This window comes from Flavobacterium covae (assembly GCF_001534645.1).
GTDB classification, from domain to species: Bacteria; Bacteroidota; Bacteroidia; order Flavobacteriales; family Flavobacteriaceae; genus Flavobacterium; species Flavobacterium covae.
This window is the reverse complement of the sequence record NZ_CP013992.1, coordinates 419,459-439,216: the sequence shown is the minus strand read 5'-3', so window position 1 is coordinate 439,216 and position 19,758 is coordinate 419,459. Positions and strand designations below refer to the sequence as shown.

The following is a 19,758-nucleotide window of genomic DNA, read 5'->3' as shown; positions in this document are numbered from 1 at the left end:
TTTAATCTTTCCATTTCTTTTCGTGTGTAGCTTCGTTTAGAACAAATCGTTTGGCCATTAGGCGTAGGGCTATTTGTAGCGGTTCGTTGTTTTTAGCATCAAAGTATTCGGAAAAGGAAACACAATAGGCTTTTTCAAATTTTAACTCTTGTAGTTTGCTCATGGCATCTCTTCTAAAGAATGTAATGGTACCGTTTTTGGTTTGACTGTGGTCGAGCATCCATTGTAATAGGTTGGATTTTCCGTTGCTTTCTATACGGATATTAATTTCGCCTCCTTGAGGCATTCCTTCGGGTTTTCCTGTAGCGTCTATTTGTTGTGTAAAATTATAGTCGCAACTGAGTATGTTATAGGTGTTTCCGTCTAGTTCTAATTTAGCTAAAAAGGACATGTTTATTTGTTTTTAGAGTTGTTTATTTGAAAGAAAAAAGAAAAAAGGCGATCCCAAAAGATCGCAACTATCATTTAATGGAGTTCTTTTTAGACTAGGGTTGACCGGTGTAAAACCTAGGGGTAATACAATGATTGATCTAGCCAATGTCATTTCCTTATGGAAAGTAACAAAGAACTGGGGGTTAAAAAGTTGCTTTTAGGGAACGCCTTTTTGAAGGGATTATACCCATTCGTTTTCGTAAGCTCCTGAACCTAGTTCAATTTTTTTAGCTGAAATGGTAAAGGTTTCTGTTAATGGATTTACGCCTGTTGAATCAAAGTTTTCTCTGAATTTTACTACGTAAGCTTCTGAAAATTTTAATTCTTTTAGAACTGCTTCGCTGTCTCTTTTAAAGAATTTTACACTTCCGTCTTTTCTTTCAAATGAGTTGGTCATCCACTCGAAGAATGAAGTGTCTGCAGTACCTTCAATTGTTAATTCAATTTTTCCTCCTCTAGTTACAGTAGAAGGTCTACCCGTTGCGTCTGTTTCTTGAAATAAACCGTAGTTTACATTTAATACTGTGTACTCTTTTCCTGCTACTGCTAATTTTGCTTTAAATGACATAATTATAAATATTTAAAAAATTAAGAAATACATAAGGATATACCTATAAAGGTATAGAGTAGGTTAAAAAATGATTTGGGGGTGGGTTTTGTTAGGTAATAACCAATTTGAGTAGGATCGTTTGGTTTTTGTGCTTTCATAACATATTTTGTTTTTAATAATAATGACCATTTATGGAAATATGATTAATTCAAATATAGTAAACTTGTTTTATAAAAACAAGTTTTTGTTATAAAAATATTTATAAGTTTTTTAATTTAAAAAATACTGCGTAAATTTATTCTATTTCACAGCATTTTTTATAAATAAAAAGTTTTTTTAGACTATATCTTAAGAAAAAATATAGTAAAATGACGTTGAATATAAATGTAGATTAAAAGAACGTTTTTGATTACAACATTTATACCGTTATAAATAAAAAATTTCAAAGGTAAAATTTCTCTTTGTAGCATGATGATGATGCAAAGTTTTAAGTTATCATTTTTGATATGATATAAAACGTTGTTTTTAATTCATACAAGGATGTCATATAGCTTATTGCTCCGACTTAAATCAAGTGTATAAATTTACTTCAGAAAAACAAGTTAATCTTATTTTCTAATCTTCTTTACTCCCATCATCAGCCATACGAACCATTTTAGGCACAAATTTTGCAACCACATCTACTAAATCTTGTTGTGATACCATTACTTGATGAATATCTTTATACGCCATAGGTGCTTCATCTAATCCTGCTCCAATAAGGGTTACACCATGATCTTTTAAAATGGTTTGCATATCATTTCTTGTAATATTTTTAATGGCTTGGGTTCGACTCATTTGTCTTCCTGCACCATGAGATGCCGAATTAATAGCTTTTTCTTCTCCTTTTCCTCTAACCAAAAATCCTGGTGCTGTCATGCTTCCTGGAATAATTCCCATCACATTTTTTTCAGCTGGTGTTGCTCCTTTTCGATGAACAATAACTTCTTCTCCGTTATAAATTTCTTTCCAAGCAAAATTATGATGATTTTCAATTTTTGCTAAAGTAACTGCTCCTAACGCTTTTTTCATTTTATCATGTATAATTTCATGGCAAGCTGATGCGTAATCACCAGCTAAATTCATAGCAATCCAATATTCTTGACCTAATTCAGAATTTAAATCTAAATAAGCTAAATTTTGAGCTTCATGTGGCAGTTTACATACTTGTTTTGCTATTTTGGTGTAATGACCTGCAATAGTTGCTCCAAAACCTCTTGATCCTGAATGTGTCAGTAAGGCAACGTATTTCCCTTTTGGAATTTTTAAATCAAGGTCTTCTTTTTCAAATTCTATTATTCCAAACTCGACAAAATGATTACCACCTCCCGAGGTTCCTAATTGAGACCATGCTTTATCTTTGAGAGTATTTAGAAAAACATTTTCATTAAAAGCTTTGTTCTCTAAAACCAAATGATCACTCTTATATTGACCATGATAACCGTGACCCGCACCAAATTTAGAATGAGCAATTAATTCTCTTTTAAATTTTGCTTCATTTTCATAATAATACCATTCAGGAATATCATAAATAGACAATGCCATTCTACAACCTATATCGACTCCTACTCCATAAGGAATAATTGCGTTTTTTGTAGCTAGCACTCCACCTATTGGCAATCCGTAACCTTTATGCGCATCAGGCATTAAGGCACCAGCCACAGTAACAGGAAGCTTCATAGCGATTTCCATTTGTTGCTTTGCTCCGTCCTCTATATGTTTTTCTCCATAAAGCGCAAAGGCATTTGGATTAGAATTTAGGGTAATAAAATCTTCAGGCTTTTCATTCATTTGTTCGATTAAAGCAGAAGCTAATTTGCTAAAGTTTTTATCGTCTAAATAATTTTCTGGTGCCTCTAAAACCTTTTTATATTTTTCAATCATTTCTTCATGTGTAAACCCTAATCTCTTTTTATTTATCTTTAGAGCAACTCCTAAAGTTGGACCTGACTGGTATCCTAATTTAAGTAAATCATTTCCGTTTATTTTACTAGTCTCCACTATTTCATTTTTTTTATCTGTAACCTTGGTGAGATTCGAACTCACATTCCCTCTCGGGCATTACGGCTCTAAATACGCTTCCCTACTTTCCCTAACAATTTCGGTGCTTCTGTAAATTCTACCCATTAGTCCGCGCAGGTCTAACCGGAATATCCGTAAACTCTATAGTGCGTTAATTTTTCTATAGGCTTTTCCTTTTAAGCTACAAGGTCATTTTTTCTTTTTTAACTCAACAATTTTTCTTATATCATCGGGTTTTTGATTTTGATAAACAAAGATTCAAAATTAACTACGCAGTTATTTTACGTAGTTATTTTTTTTTTTATTTTTGAGAAAATGATTCTGATGAATATCCGAAACCTATTTATAGAAACTCTTTCTTCACTTAATTTTAATCACTTGGAAATTAACACAAGATGGGAATTAGTAGATAAAAATTATTCTAAAAAAAATCGTTACTATCATAATTGGATACATATTGAAGCTATGACAAAAAATTGGTTGGAGTACAAAAATCAGTTAGAAAATCCTATTGAAGTACTTCTTGGCATTTATTATCACGATGTAATTTATGTCAGTACTCGAAAAGATAATGAGTTAAAAAGTGCTCAACTAATTTTTAAAGAATTTAAAAAATCTAAAGAAATTGATTTAAATATAATTTACAATCTTATTTTGTGCACGCAAACTCATAATGCTACGACCAACGATGAAAAATGGCTCGTTGATTTTGATTTACAAATACTGGGTAAAGATTGGAAAATTTATAAGAATTATTGCGAGCAAATAAGAAAAGAATACCGAATTTATCCTAACTTTATGTATAATCCTGGTCGAAAAAAAGCCTTACTGCATTTCTTAGACAAAGAAGCTATTTATCAAACAGAACCCTTCCGAACGCAATATGAAAAACAAGCAAGAGAAAATATTAAAAGAGAAATTGGACTGCTTTGATAACTAAAGATTAAATACAAAAAATGGCTCAAAATAAAAACGCTCTTATTCGATACAAAACCATTGACAAATGTTTACAAAACAAATATCGCACTTGGACTTTGGAGGATTTAATTGAAGCTTGTTCCCAAGCTTTATATGAATATGAAGGAAAAGAAAATCCTGTAAGTAAAAGAACCATACAATTAGATATTCAAATGATGCGAAGTGAAAAGCTTGGATATAATGCACCTATTGAAGTATATGATAAGAAATATTATCGCTATGCCGATGAAGATTTTAGTATTACAAATATTCCTTTGACTGAAAACGATATTAATGTGTTAACAGAAACTGTTTCAATGCTAAAACAATTTAAAGACTTTTCTTTATTTAATGATGTATCGGATATATTGCAACGTCTTGAAGACAAAATTTATGCTGAAAAAACACATACACAACCTATTATTCATTTCGATAAGAATGAAAATTTAAAAGGCTTGTATTTTTTGGATGAAATATACCAAGCTATTCTAAAAAAAGTGGTTTTAATTATTACCTATAAATCATTTAAATCCAGAGAAGCTCAAACATTTATCTTTCACCCTTTCATTTTAAAGGAATTTAACAACCGTTGGTTTGTAATTGGTAAAAAGAAAAACAATCAACCTATTTCAAATTTAGCTTTAGATAGGATCATCAAAATTGATTATGATTTTAAAGTTCCTTATTTAAGCAACTCTTTTGATGCTGATATGTATTACAAAAACATTGTGGGTGTCACTATGAATGAAGGAATACAAACCCGCGTGATACAACTTTGGATAGATGCCTATAACGCACCGTATGTTATGACGAAACCTATTCATAATACGCAACGATTAATACAGCAAAATGAAGATGGCAGTATCATCATTAACTTATTTTTAAAAGAAAATTTTGAATTAGAACGTATTATTTTGGGTTTTGGCTCTAGCATAATAGTTTTAAAACCAGAGAGTTTGAGAAAAAAAATAAAATTTATTCTAGAAAAAGCACTTAAAAATTATCCGTCTATTTTAGAATGATTTTTTCATTAGTGCCTATATAATTTGTTTTACATATTGTCCTATTTTTCATAAAACAATATAGAGATTGCCTTTTTTACCCCAAAACAACTATGTTATCTTACTTCGTCTTGTGCTTTACTTTTACCAATTAGAAAAATGATGAAAGAATGGATAGAAAAAGCAAATCACCTCAATATTGAGAGGTTATATCTCCTTACCATAGAAGTAACAAAATAGTTCATAGAACAGGATTTGGATCATAATTCTTCTTTTTTATCTTATATTCTAGGTAAACTGAATAAACTCAAAATGGATAGATAGTATAGAGGCTGTCTTAAAATATTTCATTTTTTTCATTTATCCTATTGATTTACTTCTATCTAACCAAACGTAGGATCAAACAATGTATTTTATCAAAACCGATTACATCATATTAATGATGCTCATGTGACTAATTAACTATTGAATATTTTAGGACAGACTCTTTTTTATTTTATTTAAACTAGAGCTTCTTTTATTCGTTTAATTGCTTCTCTTAAGAGTTCTTCACTGGTAGCGTAAGATAAACGAATACAGTTTGGATTCCCAAAAGCATCTCCTGTTACGGTAGCTACGTTAGCTTCTGCTAATAAATACATAGCAAAATCATTAGCATCTTTTATTTCTTTTCCTCTTAGGGTTTTTCCGAAATATTCAGAAACATCTGGAAAGAAATAAAAAGCACCTTCTGGCATTGTAAGTTTAAATCCTGGAATTTCTGATAATAGTTGATATACAATTCCTCTTCTTTTTTCGAAAGAGTCTACCATATATTTGATAGCTTCGGGATTAGCTTCTACAGCGGCTTTTGTTGCGCGCTGTGCTATGGTATTAGCTCCACTAGTAACTTGCCCTTGCATTTTTGTACATGCTTTAGCAATAAATTCGGGTGCTCCAATGTACCCCATTCTCCATCCTGTCATGGCAAATGCTTTTGCTACTCCATTTACCGTAATAACATTATTTTCCATCCCTGGAATAGAACCTATACTATAATAGTTGCCTGTATAATTAATATGTTCGTAAATTTCATCTGAAACTACGTAAATATTAGGATATTTTTTTAATACTTCTGCCAATGCTTCTAATTCTTCTTTACTGTAAACAGAACCTGAAGGGTTACAAGGTGAACTAAACCACATCATTTTCGTTTTAGGGGTAATAGCGGCTTCTAGTTGAGCTGGAGTTATTTTAAAATTAGAGGTTACTGACGTAGGTACTTCTATAGGTGTACCTCCAGAAAGTTTGATTATTTCAAAATAAGATACCCAGTAAGGAGCTGGCAAAACGACCTCATCTCCATCGTTTAGCATTACTTGAGCAATGTTGTATAATGATTGTTTAGCTCCTGTAGAAACTACAATTTGAGCAGGTGTATAGTGTAAATTATTGTCTCTTTTAAATTTAGCGCATATAGCTTCTTTTAGATCTAAATATCCCTCTACTGGTGGGTATGCTGAAAAATTATCATCAATAGCTTGTTTTGCTGCTTCCTTTATAAAATCAGGTGTATTAAAATCCGGTTCACCTAAGCTTAAACTGATAATATCTTTACCTTGTGCTTTTAATTCTCTTGCTAAAGCAGCCATTGCTAAAGTTTGTGAAACAGCTAGGCTATTAATTCTTTCTGATAAAATGTTGTTCATTGTGTTGATATATTATGTAATTATCAATTCTTATTTTTCTTAACTATTTACCAATCATTTTGAACTGATAACTAAAGGCTAAGATTTTTTATGCTAATTGAGGTTTTTGTCCTAATTCTTTTAAATGTCTAAAATGAGAAATAATGGCTGCTCTAGTTGTTTTATACTCATAATATGGTAAATTACATTCTTTGGCTGTTTGTTTTACTATTTCTGCAATTTTATTATAGTGAATATGGCTTATATGTGGGAATATATGGTGTTCTATTTGATGATTCAAACCACCTGTATACCAATTTATTAACCAGTTTTTAGGCGCGAAATTAACAGTTGTAAACAACTGATGGATGGCCCAAGTATTTTCCATCTCACCTTCTACATTGGGTACAGGTGTTTCTGTGTCTTCTATTACGTGAGCTAATTGAAAGATAACACTTAAGATTAATCCAGCCGTATAGTGCATAACCACAAAACCTAAAACTACTTTCCACCAAGTAATCCCTAAAACCATAGGAATGACCAACCAAATAGAAAAATAAATAATTTTAGTAATGATTAGGGTCGTCCAACGAATAGCTGGATTTATAAATTCACCATAAGATAATTTACGTTTTAAATAACGTTTCATCTGAAGAAAGTCTGTTGTTATAGCCCAATTAAACGTTAACAAACCATAAAGAAAAATGGAGTAATAATGTTGAAATTTATGAAAACGGTGCCATTTTGCTTGCTTACTAAAACGCAAAATACGTCCTGCTTCTAAATCCTCATCATGACCTGGAATATTAGTATAGGTATGATGTAATACATTGTGCTGAACTTGCCAATTGTATACATTTCCTGCCAAAATATAAATGCTTCCTCCCATTATTTTGTTCAACCATTGTTTAGAGGAATAGGAGCCGTGATTACCATCGTGCATTACATTCATTCCTACCCCTGCCATTCCTATACCAATAACTATATTTAATAATAGGTAAATCCAAAAAGGCATTTCCATACCAATTAAAAAGAAATAGGGTGTTAAGAAAATAGAAAACATGATAATTGTTTTTAAATAAAGTTTCCAGTTTCCTGTTTTTTGTATATTATTTTCCTTAAAGTAGTTATTAACTCTTGTGTTTAAGGTTCTAAAGAACTTCATCGAATCAGTTCTTGAGAAAATAGGTTCTTTTGTCTGCATAATTATTAAAAATGTTTTCAAATTTAATTATTAATAAATTGAATTGATAACGAAAAGAGAGAATTTTTAAACCGTAAATTGTTTAATTTTGTAAAAAAAATAAAAATGGAGCAAATCCTCACATATTTCCCTGACTTATCTGAAACACAAATTAGTCAATTCCGAGCATTAGAGGCATTATACAAAGATTGGAACTCTAAAATTAATGTAATTTCTAGAAAAGATATTGATGAACTGTATGAAAAACATATTTTGCATTCTATGGCAATTGCCAAAATTCAAGAATTTAAAGCAGGAAGTAAGATTATGGATGTTGGAACAGGCGGAGGATTTCCAGGAATCCCTTTGGCTATTTTGTTCCCTGAAACACAATTTTATTTAATTGATGTAATTGCTAAAAAAATAAAAGTAGTAAATGCGGTTGCAGAAGGTATTGGACTAAAAAACGTAAAGGCTGAACAAAAAAGAGCGCATACTGTTAACGATAAATTTGATTTTATTGTAAGTCGTGCGGTAACCAATATGCCTGATTTTGTGGAATGGGTAAAAGGAAAAACTAAGAAAAACAATAGTCATCCTGACAGAGCTAATGGAATTTTATACTTAAAAGGAGGTGATTTAAGTGAAGAGTTACAAGACTTTCCTGAATCAATTCAATACAACATATCAGATTTTTTTTCGGAAGATTTTTTTGAAACCAAAAAGGTGGTGTATTTGCCGATATAAATTTTTCAGATGATATATATTTTGGGGGTTATACCCCTTTTTTTATAAATTTTAATTTTTGTACTTCTCTACCAACAAGACCTTAGTTATTAAACTAGTGTTAATTAAAATTTCTTAAAAATTGCTACAAAATATAAGTTCACTTATGTAATACCTGAGTTATTCTTTTTCATTCCAATAAATTACAGTTATAACAAATATTAAGATTATTAATTAAAAACAGATGAGATGGCATAATATAATTTTACCGCTTTTGAAACAAGAAAATTATTTAACAAGAATTACTAATAATCAATCGTAGACTTCGTATATTTTTATAAAATTTTTCTTCTTTTTTATTATTTTTATGATGATTCACATCGTTTGATACTGTTGTTAAAAATATAAAAGAGTAGCTCAGGACATAGTTTGTAACTTCGACGGTAGGAGAAACACATTATCAGTACTATGTAATTTCTCCTTTAGGTCGAAATAATAAGTTTGTCCTCTTTTTTTAGAATGACTTTTTATATTTGATTATCCTAAGAAAGGATATCTATAATCTATTGGTGTTACGAAGGTTTCTTTGATTGTTCTAGGAGAAACCCAACGTAATAAGTTTTGTGCAGAGCCTGCTTTATCATTAGTTCCAGAAGCTCTAGCTCCTCCAAATGGTTGCATTCCTACTACTGCTCCTGTTGGTTTATCATTAATATAGAAGTTACCCGCACAGTTTTGCAACGCTATTGTAGCTTCTTCAATGGCATAACGACAGCCACTAAAAACGGCACCTGTTAACGCATATTCTGAGGTAGTATCTATTAATTTTAAAGTATCTGTCCAAGCGCCATCTTCATATACATAAATAGTCAACACGGGACCAAATAATTCGGTTTCCATAGTTGCGTATTTTGGATTAGTTGTTAAGATTACGGTTGGTTCTACAAAATATCCTTTTGATTTATCATACCCTCCTCCAAAAATAACTTCGGCATCGGCATCGGTCTTAGCTTGGTCAATATATTTAGCTAATTTATCAAATGATCCTTCATGAATAACTGCTGTTACAAAGTTGGAGAAATCTTCTGGCGAACCTTGCTTGAATGTTGCTAATTCTTTGCCCATTTCTTCTTTGATAGCAGGCCATAAAGAAGCTGGAAAATAGGCTCTTGAAGCGGCTGAACACTTTTGTCCTTGAAATTCAAAAGCACCACGTAATGTATTAGCTACTACTTGTTTTACACTAGCTGTAGGATGTGCTAGAACAAAATCTTTACCTCCAGTTTCTCCTACAATTCTAGGATATGTTTTATAGGTATGGATGTTTTCTCCGATTTTCTTCCATAATTCTTTAAAGATAAACGTAGAACCTGTATAGTGAATACCCGCAAAATCAGGAGAGGCTAATATTGTGTCTGTTACCATTACAGGATCACCAAAAACGACATTGATTACACCATCTGGAACACCTGCTTCTTTAAAAACATCAATGATTATTTTTGCTGAAAAAACTTGGCTATCTGATGGTTTCCAAACTACTACATTTCCCATTAAAGCTGCACTTGCAGGCAAATTAGCCGCAATAGCTGTAAAGTTAAAAGGGGTAATTGCATATACAAAACCTTCTAACGGACGATACTCTACTCGGTTCCACACAGACGAATCAGAAGCGGGTTGGTCTTTATAGATTTGCACCATAAATTCTACATTATAACGCAAGAAATCTATTAATTCACAAGCGGCATCAATTTCAGCTTGATGAATTGTTTTAGATTGCGCAATCATAGTGGCTGCATTAATTTTTGCACGATAAGGTCCTGCAATCAATTCAGCTGCTTTTAAAAAGATAGCTGCTCTTTGCTCCCACGCCATGTTAGCCCATTTTGTACGACTTTCTAAAGCATTTGCTATGGCTTTTTGTACATGTTCTTTCTCTGCTAAATGATAGGTTCCTACTACATGTTGATGATCATGTGGTGGAGTCATATTACGTGTATTCCCTGTACGAATTTCTTCGCTACCAATATATAGAGGAACATCTACTTTTGAATTCCACATTTCTTGATAAGCTGCTAATACTGCGGCTCTCTCTGGAGAATTTGGAGCGTACGATTTTACGGGTTCATTAACCGCTTTTGGTACGTTAAAAAATCCTTTAAGCATTGTATTGTTATTATTTAAATTATACGTTCATTTTATTTAATACTAACAAAAATACAAAATGCCTTTTAAAAAAGGCATCTTATACCTTTTTTTTTAAATTTTATACAATTAAGTTGTAAAGAACTAACTTAATGCAAAAGGAGCATTTAGATAAAAGATAGGTATTACAACATTAAATTTTTTTGTAGTAGCAAAATTAATCATTGTAAAATACCCTGTCATGCTCCCATGTGGAGAAGAAAGCAAACAACCTGAACTATAGGTATACTTTTCTCCTGATTTCAGGATGGGCTTTTCTCCAACTACTCCTTCTCCTTCTACGGTTTCATGATAGTTGAGTGCATCATATATGTCCCAATGACGTGATAGAAGTTGCACTTGATCTTTACTATGATTTTCAATGGTAATATGATATGAAAATGCAAAATGCACGGACTGGTTTTTAAAGTAAGTCCCTTCAAAAATTGTCTCTACCGAAATTTTGATTCCTTTTGTAACTTGAGTAACCATTTTGCCTTTTGTTGTAAGTACAAATTTAACGAAAAATAAAGCTATTTTTATTTTTAATATTTGTTAAATTTAATTGGTAATATTTTGTGAACTTGCTTCTCCTACTCCTATTATGCGATCAAAACGTTCTCCGTTAGCTCGATAATACACAAAAGCTTGATATTTATTTTCTGTTTGATAATAATTTCCGTCAATGGCGTTCTGATGATCTATTTGATTTTTTGTATTTACTAAAGTATAATTGTAGTTTATAAATCCTTGTTTAATCATAATGGCTTTTTCATAGATTCCTTTACTTACATTATAATCCATTTTATTTTCATCTGTCATTTGATAATTATTAAATAGACCTGTTACATAAATAGTGACATCTTTTAGATAATTGGGTGCAAATAAGGAAAAATAAACCCACGTATAATCTGTTTCTACATCATTATTGTCTCGTGCAAAAATGTTTCTATTCTGAAAAATTCCATTAATATCTGGAAAAAAGGTATATCCTTTGCCTTTTCTAACTTCATTGGAATATAACAAGGTTTTATACAGACCTGAATTTGAATCTACTCTTGCTATATTGTTAGTAGGTGTTTTTATGTCTTTATTATCGTAATAATAATATTCATTTCCTGCCCAAAATTGTGTTTCAGTATTATAACGATAGATCAAATCATTACCAATCGTATATTGTGGTTTTATATTATACTTAGCTGTATTCCATCGTCCATTTTGAAAGAGTGCAATTTTTATATTTTGTAATGGATTTTGAAAAAGGATGTTTTTAGATTTTATAGCAAATTCAACATTGTGTTTTTCTGCTATATCATTTAGAGTTCTGGAGCGTTTGATTTGAATGGGTACTTCTACTCTTTTTTCATAAATTATAAACTTTCTTGAAAAGATTATTTCTTTATTTTTATTTAGAATAGAAAGTATATAATTTCCACTTTTTGTAATTTGACAAAAATTATTCGGAAAATTCAAACGGTAATGTGAATAACCTTGCAGGGTATTAAAAGAATTTTGATAATCTTGAATTCGTTGATTATCATTCCCTGTTAAATATTCGTTTCTAGTTAGATCAGATGTGTTCCAATCATAATTACAGTGGGTTAAGCTAAAATAATAGTCCTCCTCATTTCCATATAAATCATCAAAACTAAATTCAAATTCGTCTCCTAATTCAAAAAAAGGAAATACTACATGATTACTTTGTTTAAATGCAATGGTTTTAATATTAAATGGCGCGGCATTTTCAACTAATTGACACCAAGCATAATGACTAAAAAGTACGAGTATTAAGATGTAAATTGATTTCATAGTTTATGACTTAGTTAAAACTACATTAATTAGCATATTGAAAACTAAATTACTACTTTAAACCTATTATTGTTCAATTTATTGCAAGAAATATGCTAAATTTTCGGTTATTGATTCAGGAATAACACTTTCATCAATAATACTGTCGGATAATTCTTTTTTATTTTGTTGTAATTGCAATATTTTTTCTTCGATTGTATTTTGTGTGATAAAACGAACCACATTTACTTTATTTTCTTGTCCGATTCTATGAGCTCTTGCTATGGCTTGTTTTTCTGCAAAAGGATTCCACCAAGGATCTAATAAAATAATATAAGAAGCTTTTGTTAAATTAAGTCCTACTCCTCCTGCTTTTAAAGAAATAAAAAAGAATATGATTTCATCATCTGTTTGAAATTGTCTTACGTTATTTTCTCTTTGTTCTACGGATGTAGTGCCTGTTAATGAACAAAAACGAATATTATTTTGAACACACCAATCTTCATAAATAGCTAAATGACTTACAAACGAGCTAAATATTAAGGTTTTATTCTTTGCTTTTGCCAAAGTATCTAAATATCCAGTTACATCATAAAACTTACCCGATGCCATTGTTAGACTGGGATCAACTAACTTAGGATGATTACTCCATTGACGTAGTTTCATTAGTACATTTAATATATGTATCATAGAAGATGAATCTTCTAATTTAAGGAGGTAGTTACGAGCTTTGGATTTTTCTTCTTCGTATTGTTTTTCTTGTTCTTCATCCATTTGACAGTATACTACTTGTTCTATTAAATCGGGAAGATCTTTTAGCACTTCTGTCTTGGTTCTTCTTAGAATATAGGGATTTATGATATTTTTTAGTTCTTCTATTTTACTTTCATCTTTATATTTTTCAATTGGCTTTTTAAAATATTGATCAAAGAAAGGGAACTCTCCTAATATGGCTGGATTTATAAATTGCATTTGTGACCATAAATCTGCTAATGAATTTTCAATAGGTGTACCACTTAACGAAATTCTATGTTCTACTTGTAAGGTTGTTAAGGCTTTGAATATTTTAGAATTTCGGTTTTTTATTTGTTGACTTTCATCTACGATTAAATAATGAAAAGGAATTTTTTGTAATGATACGTTGTCTCTACTTAATATAGAGAAGCTGGTAAATATAAGATCGTAACGATTTAACTTTTTCCCCAATATCTTTCTATCTGTTCCTATGTATTTTATACATTTGAAATGAGGTGCAAATTTTTTAGCTTCATTATACCAGTTGAATACTAATGAAGAAGGCACTACAATTAATGCTCTTAATGGCTCTTCTTCTATTTTTGACTCCGCAAATAGATCTATTTCAGAGGTTACAACTGATTCTTGTAATCGTTTATTTTCTTGCACTGCAATAAGCAAAGCTAATGTTTGTAAGGTTTTACCCAATCCCATATCATCAGCTAGACAAGCTCCTACTCCGTTTATATAATGATTTAAAAGCCATTGTACTCCTTGGATTTGATAAGGTCTTAGAGTGGCTTTTAACGAGTCTGAATGCTCGTAAATCAAGGTTTGTTTTACATCCTTTTCTGTTTCTAAAATAACGTTTTCTAAATTTAAATTCTGGAAATGACTTTTGGGTAAACTAATTCCTCCATCTGTTTGCTTTGTCCCAAATTGAGCTAGTACACTATAGTGTTTCATCCATTCTTGAGGAATGATAAAATAGGTATCATCTGGAAGTAAAAACCATTGGTTTCCATTTTTAATATTGGATACAATATCTAAAAAAGGAAAATTATAGTTTCCACAGGAAATTGTCATCTTCAAATCAAACCAATCAGCTTGCTCAGTACTTTGTAAAGAAAGTGTTGTTTTATTGGTTTGAATTTTTTTATGATCAATTAAAAATGGATCTAAAAGAAAGCCTAGTGCTTGTAAATTTTCTTTTTGTTTCAAAATAAATTCTATACTATCTAATTCGGCAGAGGAATTAGACAAGTAAAAGTTTCCTTCTCTATTTTTTTCAAATCCAAAATCAATTAGTTTTTTTTCTATTGCTAATTCTTTTGAAGGATTTCTTTTGTACTGAAGTACTTTTACGGTATTGTCTTCTTCAAATTCTATAAAGGAATGCTGTTTTTTATTCGTATTGGATAAAAAAGAATATCCTTTGTAATCAAAAAGAATCTGAATAAAAAATTGTTTGTTTAAAAAATCATGACTTCCTTTTATACTATAAGCAACTATCTCATCAAAAGTCTGAATTTCAAAACCTTCTGTTTTTATGGTTACTTTTCTTATAATATCATAAATGAATTTTTTGAAATACTCGGTTTCCATTCGTTTAGGAATATGTACCGATTGGTTTTTTAAAAATGGCTTTAACTTCAATCCGTCTATATCAGAGATTGAAACTAGATGTTTGTCTAAAACAATCCAACAAGGAAACTGGGTAAGTATTTTTATGTCATGTTGGTTTGGGTATATTGTTTTTTCATTATCAACAAGAGTAAGTGTATAAATAATTCCTTCTTCATTTTTAGTAAAATGTAATTGAGCAGGTATTGTTTTATTGGCAAAATGTACCTGATTAATATAAAATTCTTTTTTTGAATTTAAGTTTACACTAAAAGGGAGTTCTAAATCCTGAATAGCCTTTAGAATAGCTTCTATTTTTCTATTTAAGTACTCTTGTAAAAGTTTTTTGATAGTTTTATCTTCTTTTAGTAATTTTAATGAAGTTATTTTTTTATTCTTTGTAAATTTTTTAAGAATATTTTCTGTTTTCAAATCAATTACTAAAATCCATATTTTTTTTTCTTCCTCACTTAATTCTTTTGAAATACTTTTTAAAGTTTCTTCATTAGCTGTTTTAAAAACATACAAAGGGAGTTGGTTTGTATTGATTAAATACAAAAAGGGAACCCAACGTTCTTCTACTTCATTCCATGATAAATCGAGTGCTAATGAAAAAGACATTTTTTTAAATTTTTATAATTGGTATTATTTTTTTATTTAAAAAGGAGGAATTTCATCATTTTTAATAAAACTCCTCCTTTTAGATAATTTATTTTTCTTTTATTTAAAACAAACGGGAATAATTTCGCCTTTTGCTAAACAATATTTTTGAATCAATGAGTCTCCCAATATTTTTGTATAATCTACTTCTTTAACGGTAAAACCTATACTTCTTAATTTATCAAAATAATCTAGTCCATATACACGCACATGATCATATTGTCCGAATATTTTTGCACGTTCTTTTGGATCTGTTATTGTATCATCAGCAAAGGTAGTTTGTCGTGAATAATCCTGTGGAATCTGAAAAATTCCTATTCCTCCTGGTTTAAGTACACGATATAATTCTTGCATGGCTTTTGTGTCATCTGGAATATGTTCTAAAACATGATTACAAAAAATAATGTCATACGAATTATCTTCAAACGGAAGATTGCATATATCTGCTTTTACATCAGCTAATGGTGAAAATAAATCGGTAGTAACATATTCTATATTCATTTGTTTTTTAAACCGTTTATAGAACTCTTGTTCTGGAGCAAAATGCAATACTTTTTTTTTATTCTTAGCTATAAAAAAATCAGTTTCATTTTGAAGATATAACCACAACAAACGGTGTCTTTCTAATGAAAGTGTACTAGGTGAAAGAACATTATTCCTTTGATTACCATAACCATAGGGAAGAAACATTCTGAAACTTTTTCCGTCTATAGGATCTGTAAATTGGTTTCCTTTTAATACAAATGCTAATATGGGGCGTACTATAAAACTAATTCTTATCAGAATTGGTCTTGGGATTACATTTAAAAAGAATTTAAATATTTTTTTCATTTTTTGTTTTATGGTAATTTAAAATCGTGGTATCATTTTTTTGAACTAAGAACAAGTATGAATGTTATTTTTCTTTCATAAAAATCATTAGTTTAGACACTATTTTTTAAATATATGTTTAGTCTTTTGTTGATTGTTTGAAAAATTTCAGAAACAACTTCCATTTTTTTTTCAATTATGGGTCAGATTGTAACCTTTTCATCTTTAAATTCAATAAAAAAATATTACTTTCTTTAAGATCTAAAGGGTCAACTTTGCTATTGTTAAGAGATAAAGTTATCCAATTTATAACATTTTTTTATTCAACGAGATATTTTACAAAACGAGTATGGTCTTAATATTGTTTATTAAAACTTACCTCTTAAATCCCTTTACCAAGAATAATCTCATCTAATATAAATTTTATTTTTTATTGAACCTCATATTTTATTTTGTTTAATATGTGAAAGGCATTAGAAATGAATCCATATATTTTACTAGGTTGATTATTTACATCAATAATTTCCGAACTTAATTCATGATTATTTTTTCTTCAAAATAAAAATTAGTTGTTTTTTTTAAGAATGATATTGGTTTCTTTGTGTTAATAATCTTCTAGGAAAAATATTTTTGTAGAAATATTTTTCTTAATATCAGTATCAAGTTCTAAATTATCAAAAAAACTAACCAATTCTATCTAACTTTTATCTATTGATTTTGTTTGGGATACTTTCAACGAAGTGCTATCGAATTTATTAATTTCTTTTACTATTTTCTTGATAATAATGTGTTGCTATTCATAAATTCCTCGTCAAAAGAATTTTTATTTTGATTAAATCCTTTTATTATTGAGTACGTAACTTTACTTACAATACTTTTACTAGAATCATTTTGTCCAGCTATTAAGGTAATTCCATCTATGATTATATCCGCACTTTCTATTGAAGGATTATCAAAATACTAATTTATTAGCTCTAAATTCATCCTCTTCATTACTTTGTATGCCTAACGCTTGATAAATGTATGCAAAGGTTGAAAGGAGTTCTGGTTTTCCATCAATTATGGCTACATCGTGCTCAAAATGGGCAGAAGGTTTTCCATCAGCAGTGGTAATGGTCCAGCCGTCTTTATGTTGCTTGATATTTTTAGTTCCCATATTAATCATTGGTTCAATTGCTACTACTAAGCCTTCTTCCAATAATTTTCCACGTCCTTTTTTACCATAATTAGGCATTTCGGGTGCTTCGTGCATTGTTTGCCCTATACCGTGCCCTACCAGTTCACGAACGACACCATAACCATGACTTTCACAATATTTTTGGATTGCATGACCAACGTCTTCTGTTCTGTTTCCTGTTTTTAATTCACGAATACCAATATATAGTGATTCTTTTGTGGTTTTTAAAAGCATTTTAGTGGCTAGATCCACCTCTCCTACTTCAAAAGTATAGGCATGATCTCCATAAAACCCATTTTTTAAGGCTCCACAATCTACTGAAATAATATCGCCCTCTTCTAACGGTTTATCCGTTGGAATTCCATGAACTACCTGCGAATTAGGACTCATACATAGTGAGTTAGGAAAACCGTACATACCTAAGAAAGCAGGTGTTGCTCCGTGATCACGAATAAAATTTTCAGCTAATTTATCTAAATATAGGGTACTTACTCCAGGCTTGATTTCTGAAGCTAACATCCCTAAAGTTTTGGATACAACTAAAGCACTTTCGCGCATTAATTCTATCTGCTCGCGTGTTTTTAATATTATTTTACTCATTTCTTAAAAGTAAGTTTGCAAAAATACAATAATAGTTTTAATAAACACTCTATTTTTAAGCATGAGATTTATCATATTACGATACTTAGTAAACACTTAAATTTGGGATAAAATTTTAGGTTATGAGTAAATATGTATCAGCAGCGGAAGCTGTAAAAGTGGTCAAATCTGGTGATCGAGTTTATATACAAGCGGCTGCAGCTGCTCCCAGTATATTAACTAGGGCTTTAACGGATAGGGCATCGGAGTTAAAAAATGTAGAAATTTGCCATTTGCATACAGAAGGGGAAGCTCCTTATGCAGATCCTGCTTTAGCAAATAGTTTTCATGTTAACTCTTTTTTTATAGGAGCCAATGTGCGTCATACTCTAAAGGAGGGAAATGGTTCTTATACCCCTGTTTTTTTAAGTGAATTACCTAATTTGTTTCGAAAAAAAGTGGTTCTATTAGATGTTGTTTTTATTCACGTATCACCACCAGACAAACATGGTTATTGCTCGTTGGGTACCTCTGTGGAAGCCAGTTTAGCAGCTATAGAAAATGCTAAAATTGTTATTGCTCAGGTAAATCCTCAAATGCCAAGAACTTTTGGAGACGGAATCCTACACGAAACCGAAATAGATTATATGGTAGAGGTTAATCATCCTATATTTGGTCATGAGATAGCTCCTATTTCTGCTGAAGAAGAAAAAATAGGAAGTTATGTAGCTAGTTTAATAGAAAACAAAAGTACCTTACAAATGGGCATTGGTTCTATACCTAATGCTGTATTATCTAAACTTACGAATCATAAAGATTTAGGATTACATACTGAAATGTTTAGTGATGGGGTAATTGACTTGATTGAAAAAGATATTATTAACTGTAATTATAAAGGGATATTACAAGGAAGAGTATTGGCTACTTTTTTAATAGGTTCTCAACGATTGTACGATTTTGTAAATGACAATCCTTTTATTGAAATGAAAGAATCTTCATTTGTAAATGACACGGCTAGAATACGAAAAAACAAAAGAATGGTGGCTATTAATTCAGCTATTGAGGTGGATTTAACAGGACAAGTTTGTGCTGATTCTATAGGAATGAAAATGTACTCGGGAGTGGGCGGACAAATGGATTTTATTCGTGGGGCTTCACTTAGCGAAAAAGGAAAAGCAATTATTGCTTTACCCTCTATTACGAAAAAAGGTGAGAGTAGAATTGTTCCCTTCTTAAAACAAGGAGCTGGTGTAGTGACTACTCGTTCACATGTGCAGTATATTATTACAGAAAATGGTATAGCTGACCTATATGGAAAAACACTCAAACAACGTGTAGGTGAAATGGTAAAAATTGCGCATCCTTCTCATCAAGAACGCATTGAAAAGGAATATACAGAATATTTAAAAAATATATAATAATAAAAAGAAAGCTGTCCCTAAAAAATGGGACCTTTTTTTTAGTAATAAACGAAATATTTTTTAAAATCGTTTTATACCATTTAACACAAATTATGTCAAATTTGCAAATTGTGCTCTATTTTAGCGTATGTAGGTAATTCTGCTTATATGAGAGTGTCATATTTTTTGATTAAACTTTTAAAATAATTTATTTTGAATTTATTTGTG

The 19,758-nt window shown here is 30.4% G+C and carries 15 protein-coding genes; 4 read left to right on the top strand and 11 right to left on the bottom strand.

Annotation, left to right across the window (positions count from 1 at the left end; all coding sequences use genetic code 11):
• Position 1: 1 nt before the first annotated feature.
• The 3 genes from tssD (AWN65_RS01810) to AWN65_RS01800 all read right to left on the bottom strand — a co-directional run bounded on the left by tssD (AWN65_RS01810) (position 2) and on the right by AWN65_RS01800 (position 3,025).
• Complete coding sequence (tssD, locus tag AWN65_RS01810) at positions 2-391, bottom strand: type VI secretion system tube protein TssD (protein WP_060381384.1); 390 nt, start codon at positions 389-391, stop codon at positions 2-4.
• Positions 392-613: 222 nt separating this feature from the next.
• Positions 614-1,000, bottom strand: coding sequence for a type VI secretion system tube protein TssD (tssD, locus tag AWN65_RS01805; RefSeq protein WP_060381383.1), 387 nt, complete (start codon positions 998-1,000; stop codon positions 614-616).
• A gap of 597 nt (positions 1,001-1,597) precedes the next feature.
• On the bottom strand, positions 1,598-3,025 hold the full coding sequence (locus AWN65_RS01800; RefSeq protein WP_060383795.1) for an RtcB family protein: 1,428 nt from the start codon (positions 3,023-3,025) through the stop codon (positions 1,598-1,600).
• 342 nt (positions 3,026-3,367) lie between these two features.
• Here AWN65_RS01800 and AWN65_RS01795 point away from each other — a divergent pair, with 342 nt between their 5' ends.
• Together AWN65_RS01795 and AWN65_RS01790 are read left to right on the top strand one after the other, a co-directional pair.
• The gene (locus AWN65_RS01795) at positions 3,368-3,976 is read left to right on the top strand and encodes an HD domain-containing protein (RefSeq protein WP_060381606.1); all 609 of its coding nucleotides are present in this window, start codon (positions 3,368-3,370) and stop codon (positions 3,974-3,976) included.
• Positions 3,977-3,999: 23 nt separating this feature from the next.
• On the top strand, positions 4,000-5,022 hold the full coding sequence (locus AWN65_RS01790; protein WP_060381605.1) for a helix-turn-helix transcriptional regulator: 1,023 nt from the start codon (positions 4,000-4,002) through the stop codon (positions 5,020-5,022).
• Positions 5,023-5,501: 479 nt separating this feature from the next.
• Here the strand turns inward: AWN65_RS01790 and AWN65_RS01785 are convergent, their stop codons facing one another.
• Both AWN65_RS01785 and AWN65_RS01780 read right to left on the bottom strand, forming a co-directional pair.
• Positions 5,502-6,689: a pyridoxal phosphate-dependent aminotransferase gene (locus AWN65_RS01785; protein ID WP_060381604.1), complete on the bottom strand. Its 1,188-nt coding sequence runs from the start codon at positions 6,687-6,689 to the stop codon at positions 5,502-5,504.
• 88 nt (positions 6,690-6,777) lie between these two features.
• Positions 6,778-7,872, bottom strand: a complete 1,095-nt coding sequence (locus AWN65_RS01780) for a fatty acid desaturase family protein (RefSeq protein ID WP_060381603.1) — start codon at positions 7,870-7,872, stop codon at positions 6,778-6,780.
• Between the two features lie 105 nt (positions 7,873-7,977).
• Between AWN65_RS01780 and rsmG the strand changes: the two genes are divergently transcribed.
• A complete protein-coding gene (rsmG, locus tag AWN65_RS01775; protein ID WP_060381602.1) occupies positions 7,978-8,598 on the top strand; it encodes a 16S rRNA (guanine(527)-N(7))-methyltransferase RsmG in 621 nt (206 codons plus the stop codon).
• Between the two features lie 516 nt (positions 8,599-9,114).
• Here the strand turns inward: rsmG and pruA are convergent.
• The 6 genes from pruA to map form a co-directional block, all read right to left on the bottom strand.
• Positions 9,115-10,740 (bottom strand): L-glutamate gamma-semialdehyde dehydrogenase, encoded by a 1,626-nt coding sequence (gene pruA / locus AWN65_RS01770; protein ID WP_060381601.1) that lies wholly within the window; start codon positions 10,738-10,740, stop codon positions 9,115-9,117.
• A 123-nt stretch (positions 10,741-10,863) separates the two neighbouring features.
• Positions 10,864-11,250 carry a Co2+/Mg2+ efflux protein ApaG gene (apaG, locus tag AWN65_RS01765; RefSeq protein ID WP_060381600.1) on the bottom strand — a complete coding sequence of 129 codons (387 nt, stop codon included), beginning with the start codon at positions 11,248-11,250 and terminating at the stop codon, positions 10,864-10,866.
• 69 nt (positions 11,251-11,319) lie between these two features.
• Positions 11,320-12,567 carry a type IX secretion system plug protein gene (locus AWN65_RS01760; protein ID WP_060381599.1) on the bottom strand — a complete coding sequence of 416 codons (1,248 nt, stop codon included), beginning with the start codon at positions 12,565-12,567 and terminating at the stop codon, positions 11,320-11,322.
• Between the two features lie 78 nt (positions 12,568-12,645).
• Positions 12,646-15,525 carry a DEAD/DEAH box helicase gene (locus tag AWN65_RS01755; RefSeq protein WP_060381598.1) on the bottom strand — a complete coding sequence of 960 codons (2,880 nt, stop codon included), beginning with the start codon at positions 15,523-15,525 and terminating at the stop codon, positions 12,646-12,648.
• Positions 15,526-15,624: 99 nt separating this feature from the next.
• Positions 15,625-16,395, bottom strand: a complete 771-nt coding sequence (locus AWN65_RS01750) for a class I SAM-dependent methyltransferase (protein ID WP_060381597.1) — start codon at positions 16,393-16,395, stop codon at positions 15,625-15,627.
• Positions 16,396-17,326: 931 nt separating this feature from the next.
• On the bottom strand, positions 17,327-18,151 hold the full coding sequence (map, locus tag AWN65_RS01745; protein WP_060381596.1) for a type I methionyl aminopeptidase: 825 nt from the start codon (positions 18,149-18,151) through the stop codon (positions 17,327-17,329).
• A gap of 122 nt (positions 18,152-18,273) precedes the next feature.
• Between map and AWN65_RS01740 the strand changes: the two genes are divergently transcribed.
• Positions 18,274-19,548 (top strand): acetyl-CoA hydrolase/transferase family protein, encoded by a 1,275-nt coding sequence (locus tag AWN65_RS01740; RefSeq protein ID WP_060381595.1) that lies wholly within the window; start codon positions 18,274-18,276, stop codon positions 19,546-19,548.
• The last annotated feature ends 210 nt before the right edge of the window (positions 19,549-19,758 follow it).

Excerpts from the sequence above, each read along its gene's own strand:
- tssD (WP_060381384.1), bottom strand. The coding sequence starts at position 391 with ATGTCCTTTTTAGCTAAATTAGAACTAGACGGAAACACCTATAACATA.
- tssD (WP_060381383.1), bottom strand. The coding sequence starts at position 1,000 with ATGTCATTTAAAGCAAAATTAGCAGTAGCAGGAAAAGAGTACACAGTA.
- AWN65_RS01795 (WP_060381606.1), top strand. The coding sequence starts at position 3,368 with ATGAATATCCGAAACCTATTTATAGAAACTCTTTCTTCACTTAATTTT.
- AWN65_RS01790 (WP_060381605.1), top strand. The coding sequence starts at position 4,000 with ATGGCTCAAAATAAAAACGCTCTTATTCGATACAAAACCATTGACAAA.
- AWN65_RS01785 (WP_060381604.1), bottom strand. The coding sequence starts at position 6,689 with ATGAACAACATTTTATCAGAAAGAATTAATAGCCTAGCTGTTTCACAA.
- AWN65_RS01780 (WP_060381603.1), bottom strand. The coding sequence starts at position 7,872 with ATGCAGACAAAAGAACCTATTTTCTCAAGAACTGATTCGATGAAGTTC.
- rsmG (WP_060381602.1), top strand. The coding sequence starts at position 7,978 with ATGGAGCAAATCCTCACATATTTCCCTGACTTATCTGAAACACAAATT.
- pruA (WP_060381601.1), bottom strand. The coding sequence starts at position 10,740 with ATGCTTAAAGGATTTTTTAACGTACCAAAAGCGGTTAATGAACCCGTA.
- apaG (WP_060381600.1), bottom strand. The coding sequence starts at position 11,250 with ATGGTTACTCAAGTTACAAAAGGAATCAAAATTTCGGTAGAGACAATT.
- AWN65_RS01760 (WP_060381599.1), bottom strand. The coding sequence starts at position 12,567 with ATGAAATCAATTTACATCTTAATACTCGTACTTTTTAGTCATTATGCT.
- AWN65_RS01755 (WP_060381598.1), bottom strand. The coding sequence starts at position 15,525 with ATGTCTTTTTCATTAGCACTCGATTTATCATGGAATGAAGTAGAAGAA.
- AWN65_RS01750 (WP_060381597.1), bottom strand. The coding sequence starts at position 16,395 with ATGAAAAAAATATTTAAATTCTTTTTAAATGTAATCCCAAGACCAATT.
- map (WP_060381596.1), bottom strand. The coding sequence starts at position 18,151 with ATGAGTAAAATAATATTAAAAACACGCGAGCAGATAGAATTAATGCGC.
- AWN65_RS01740 (WP_060381595.1), top strand. The coding sequence starts at position 18,274 with ATGAGTAAATATGTATCAGCAGCGGAAGCTGTAAAAGTGGTCAAATCT.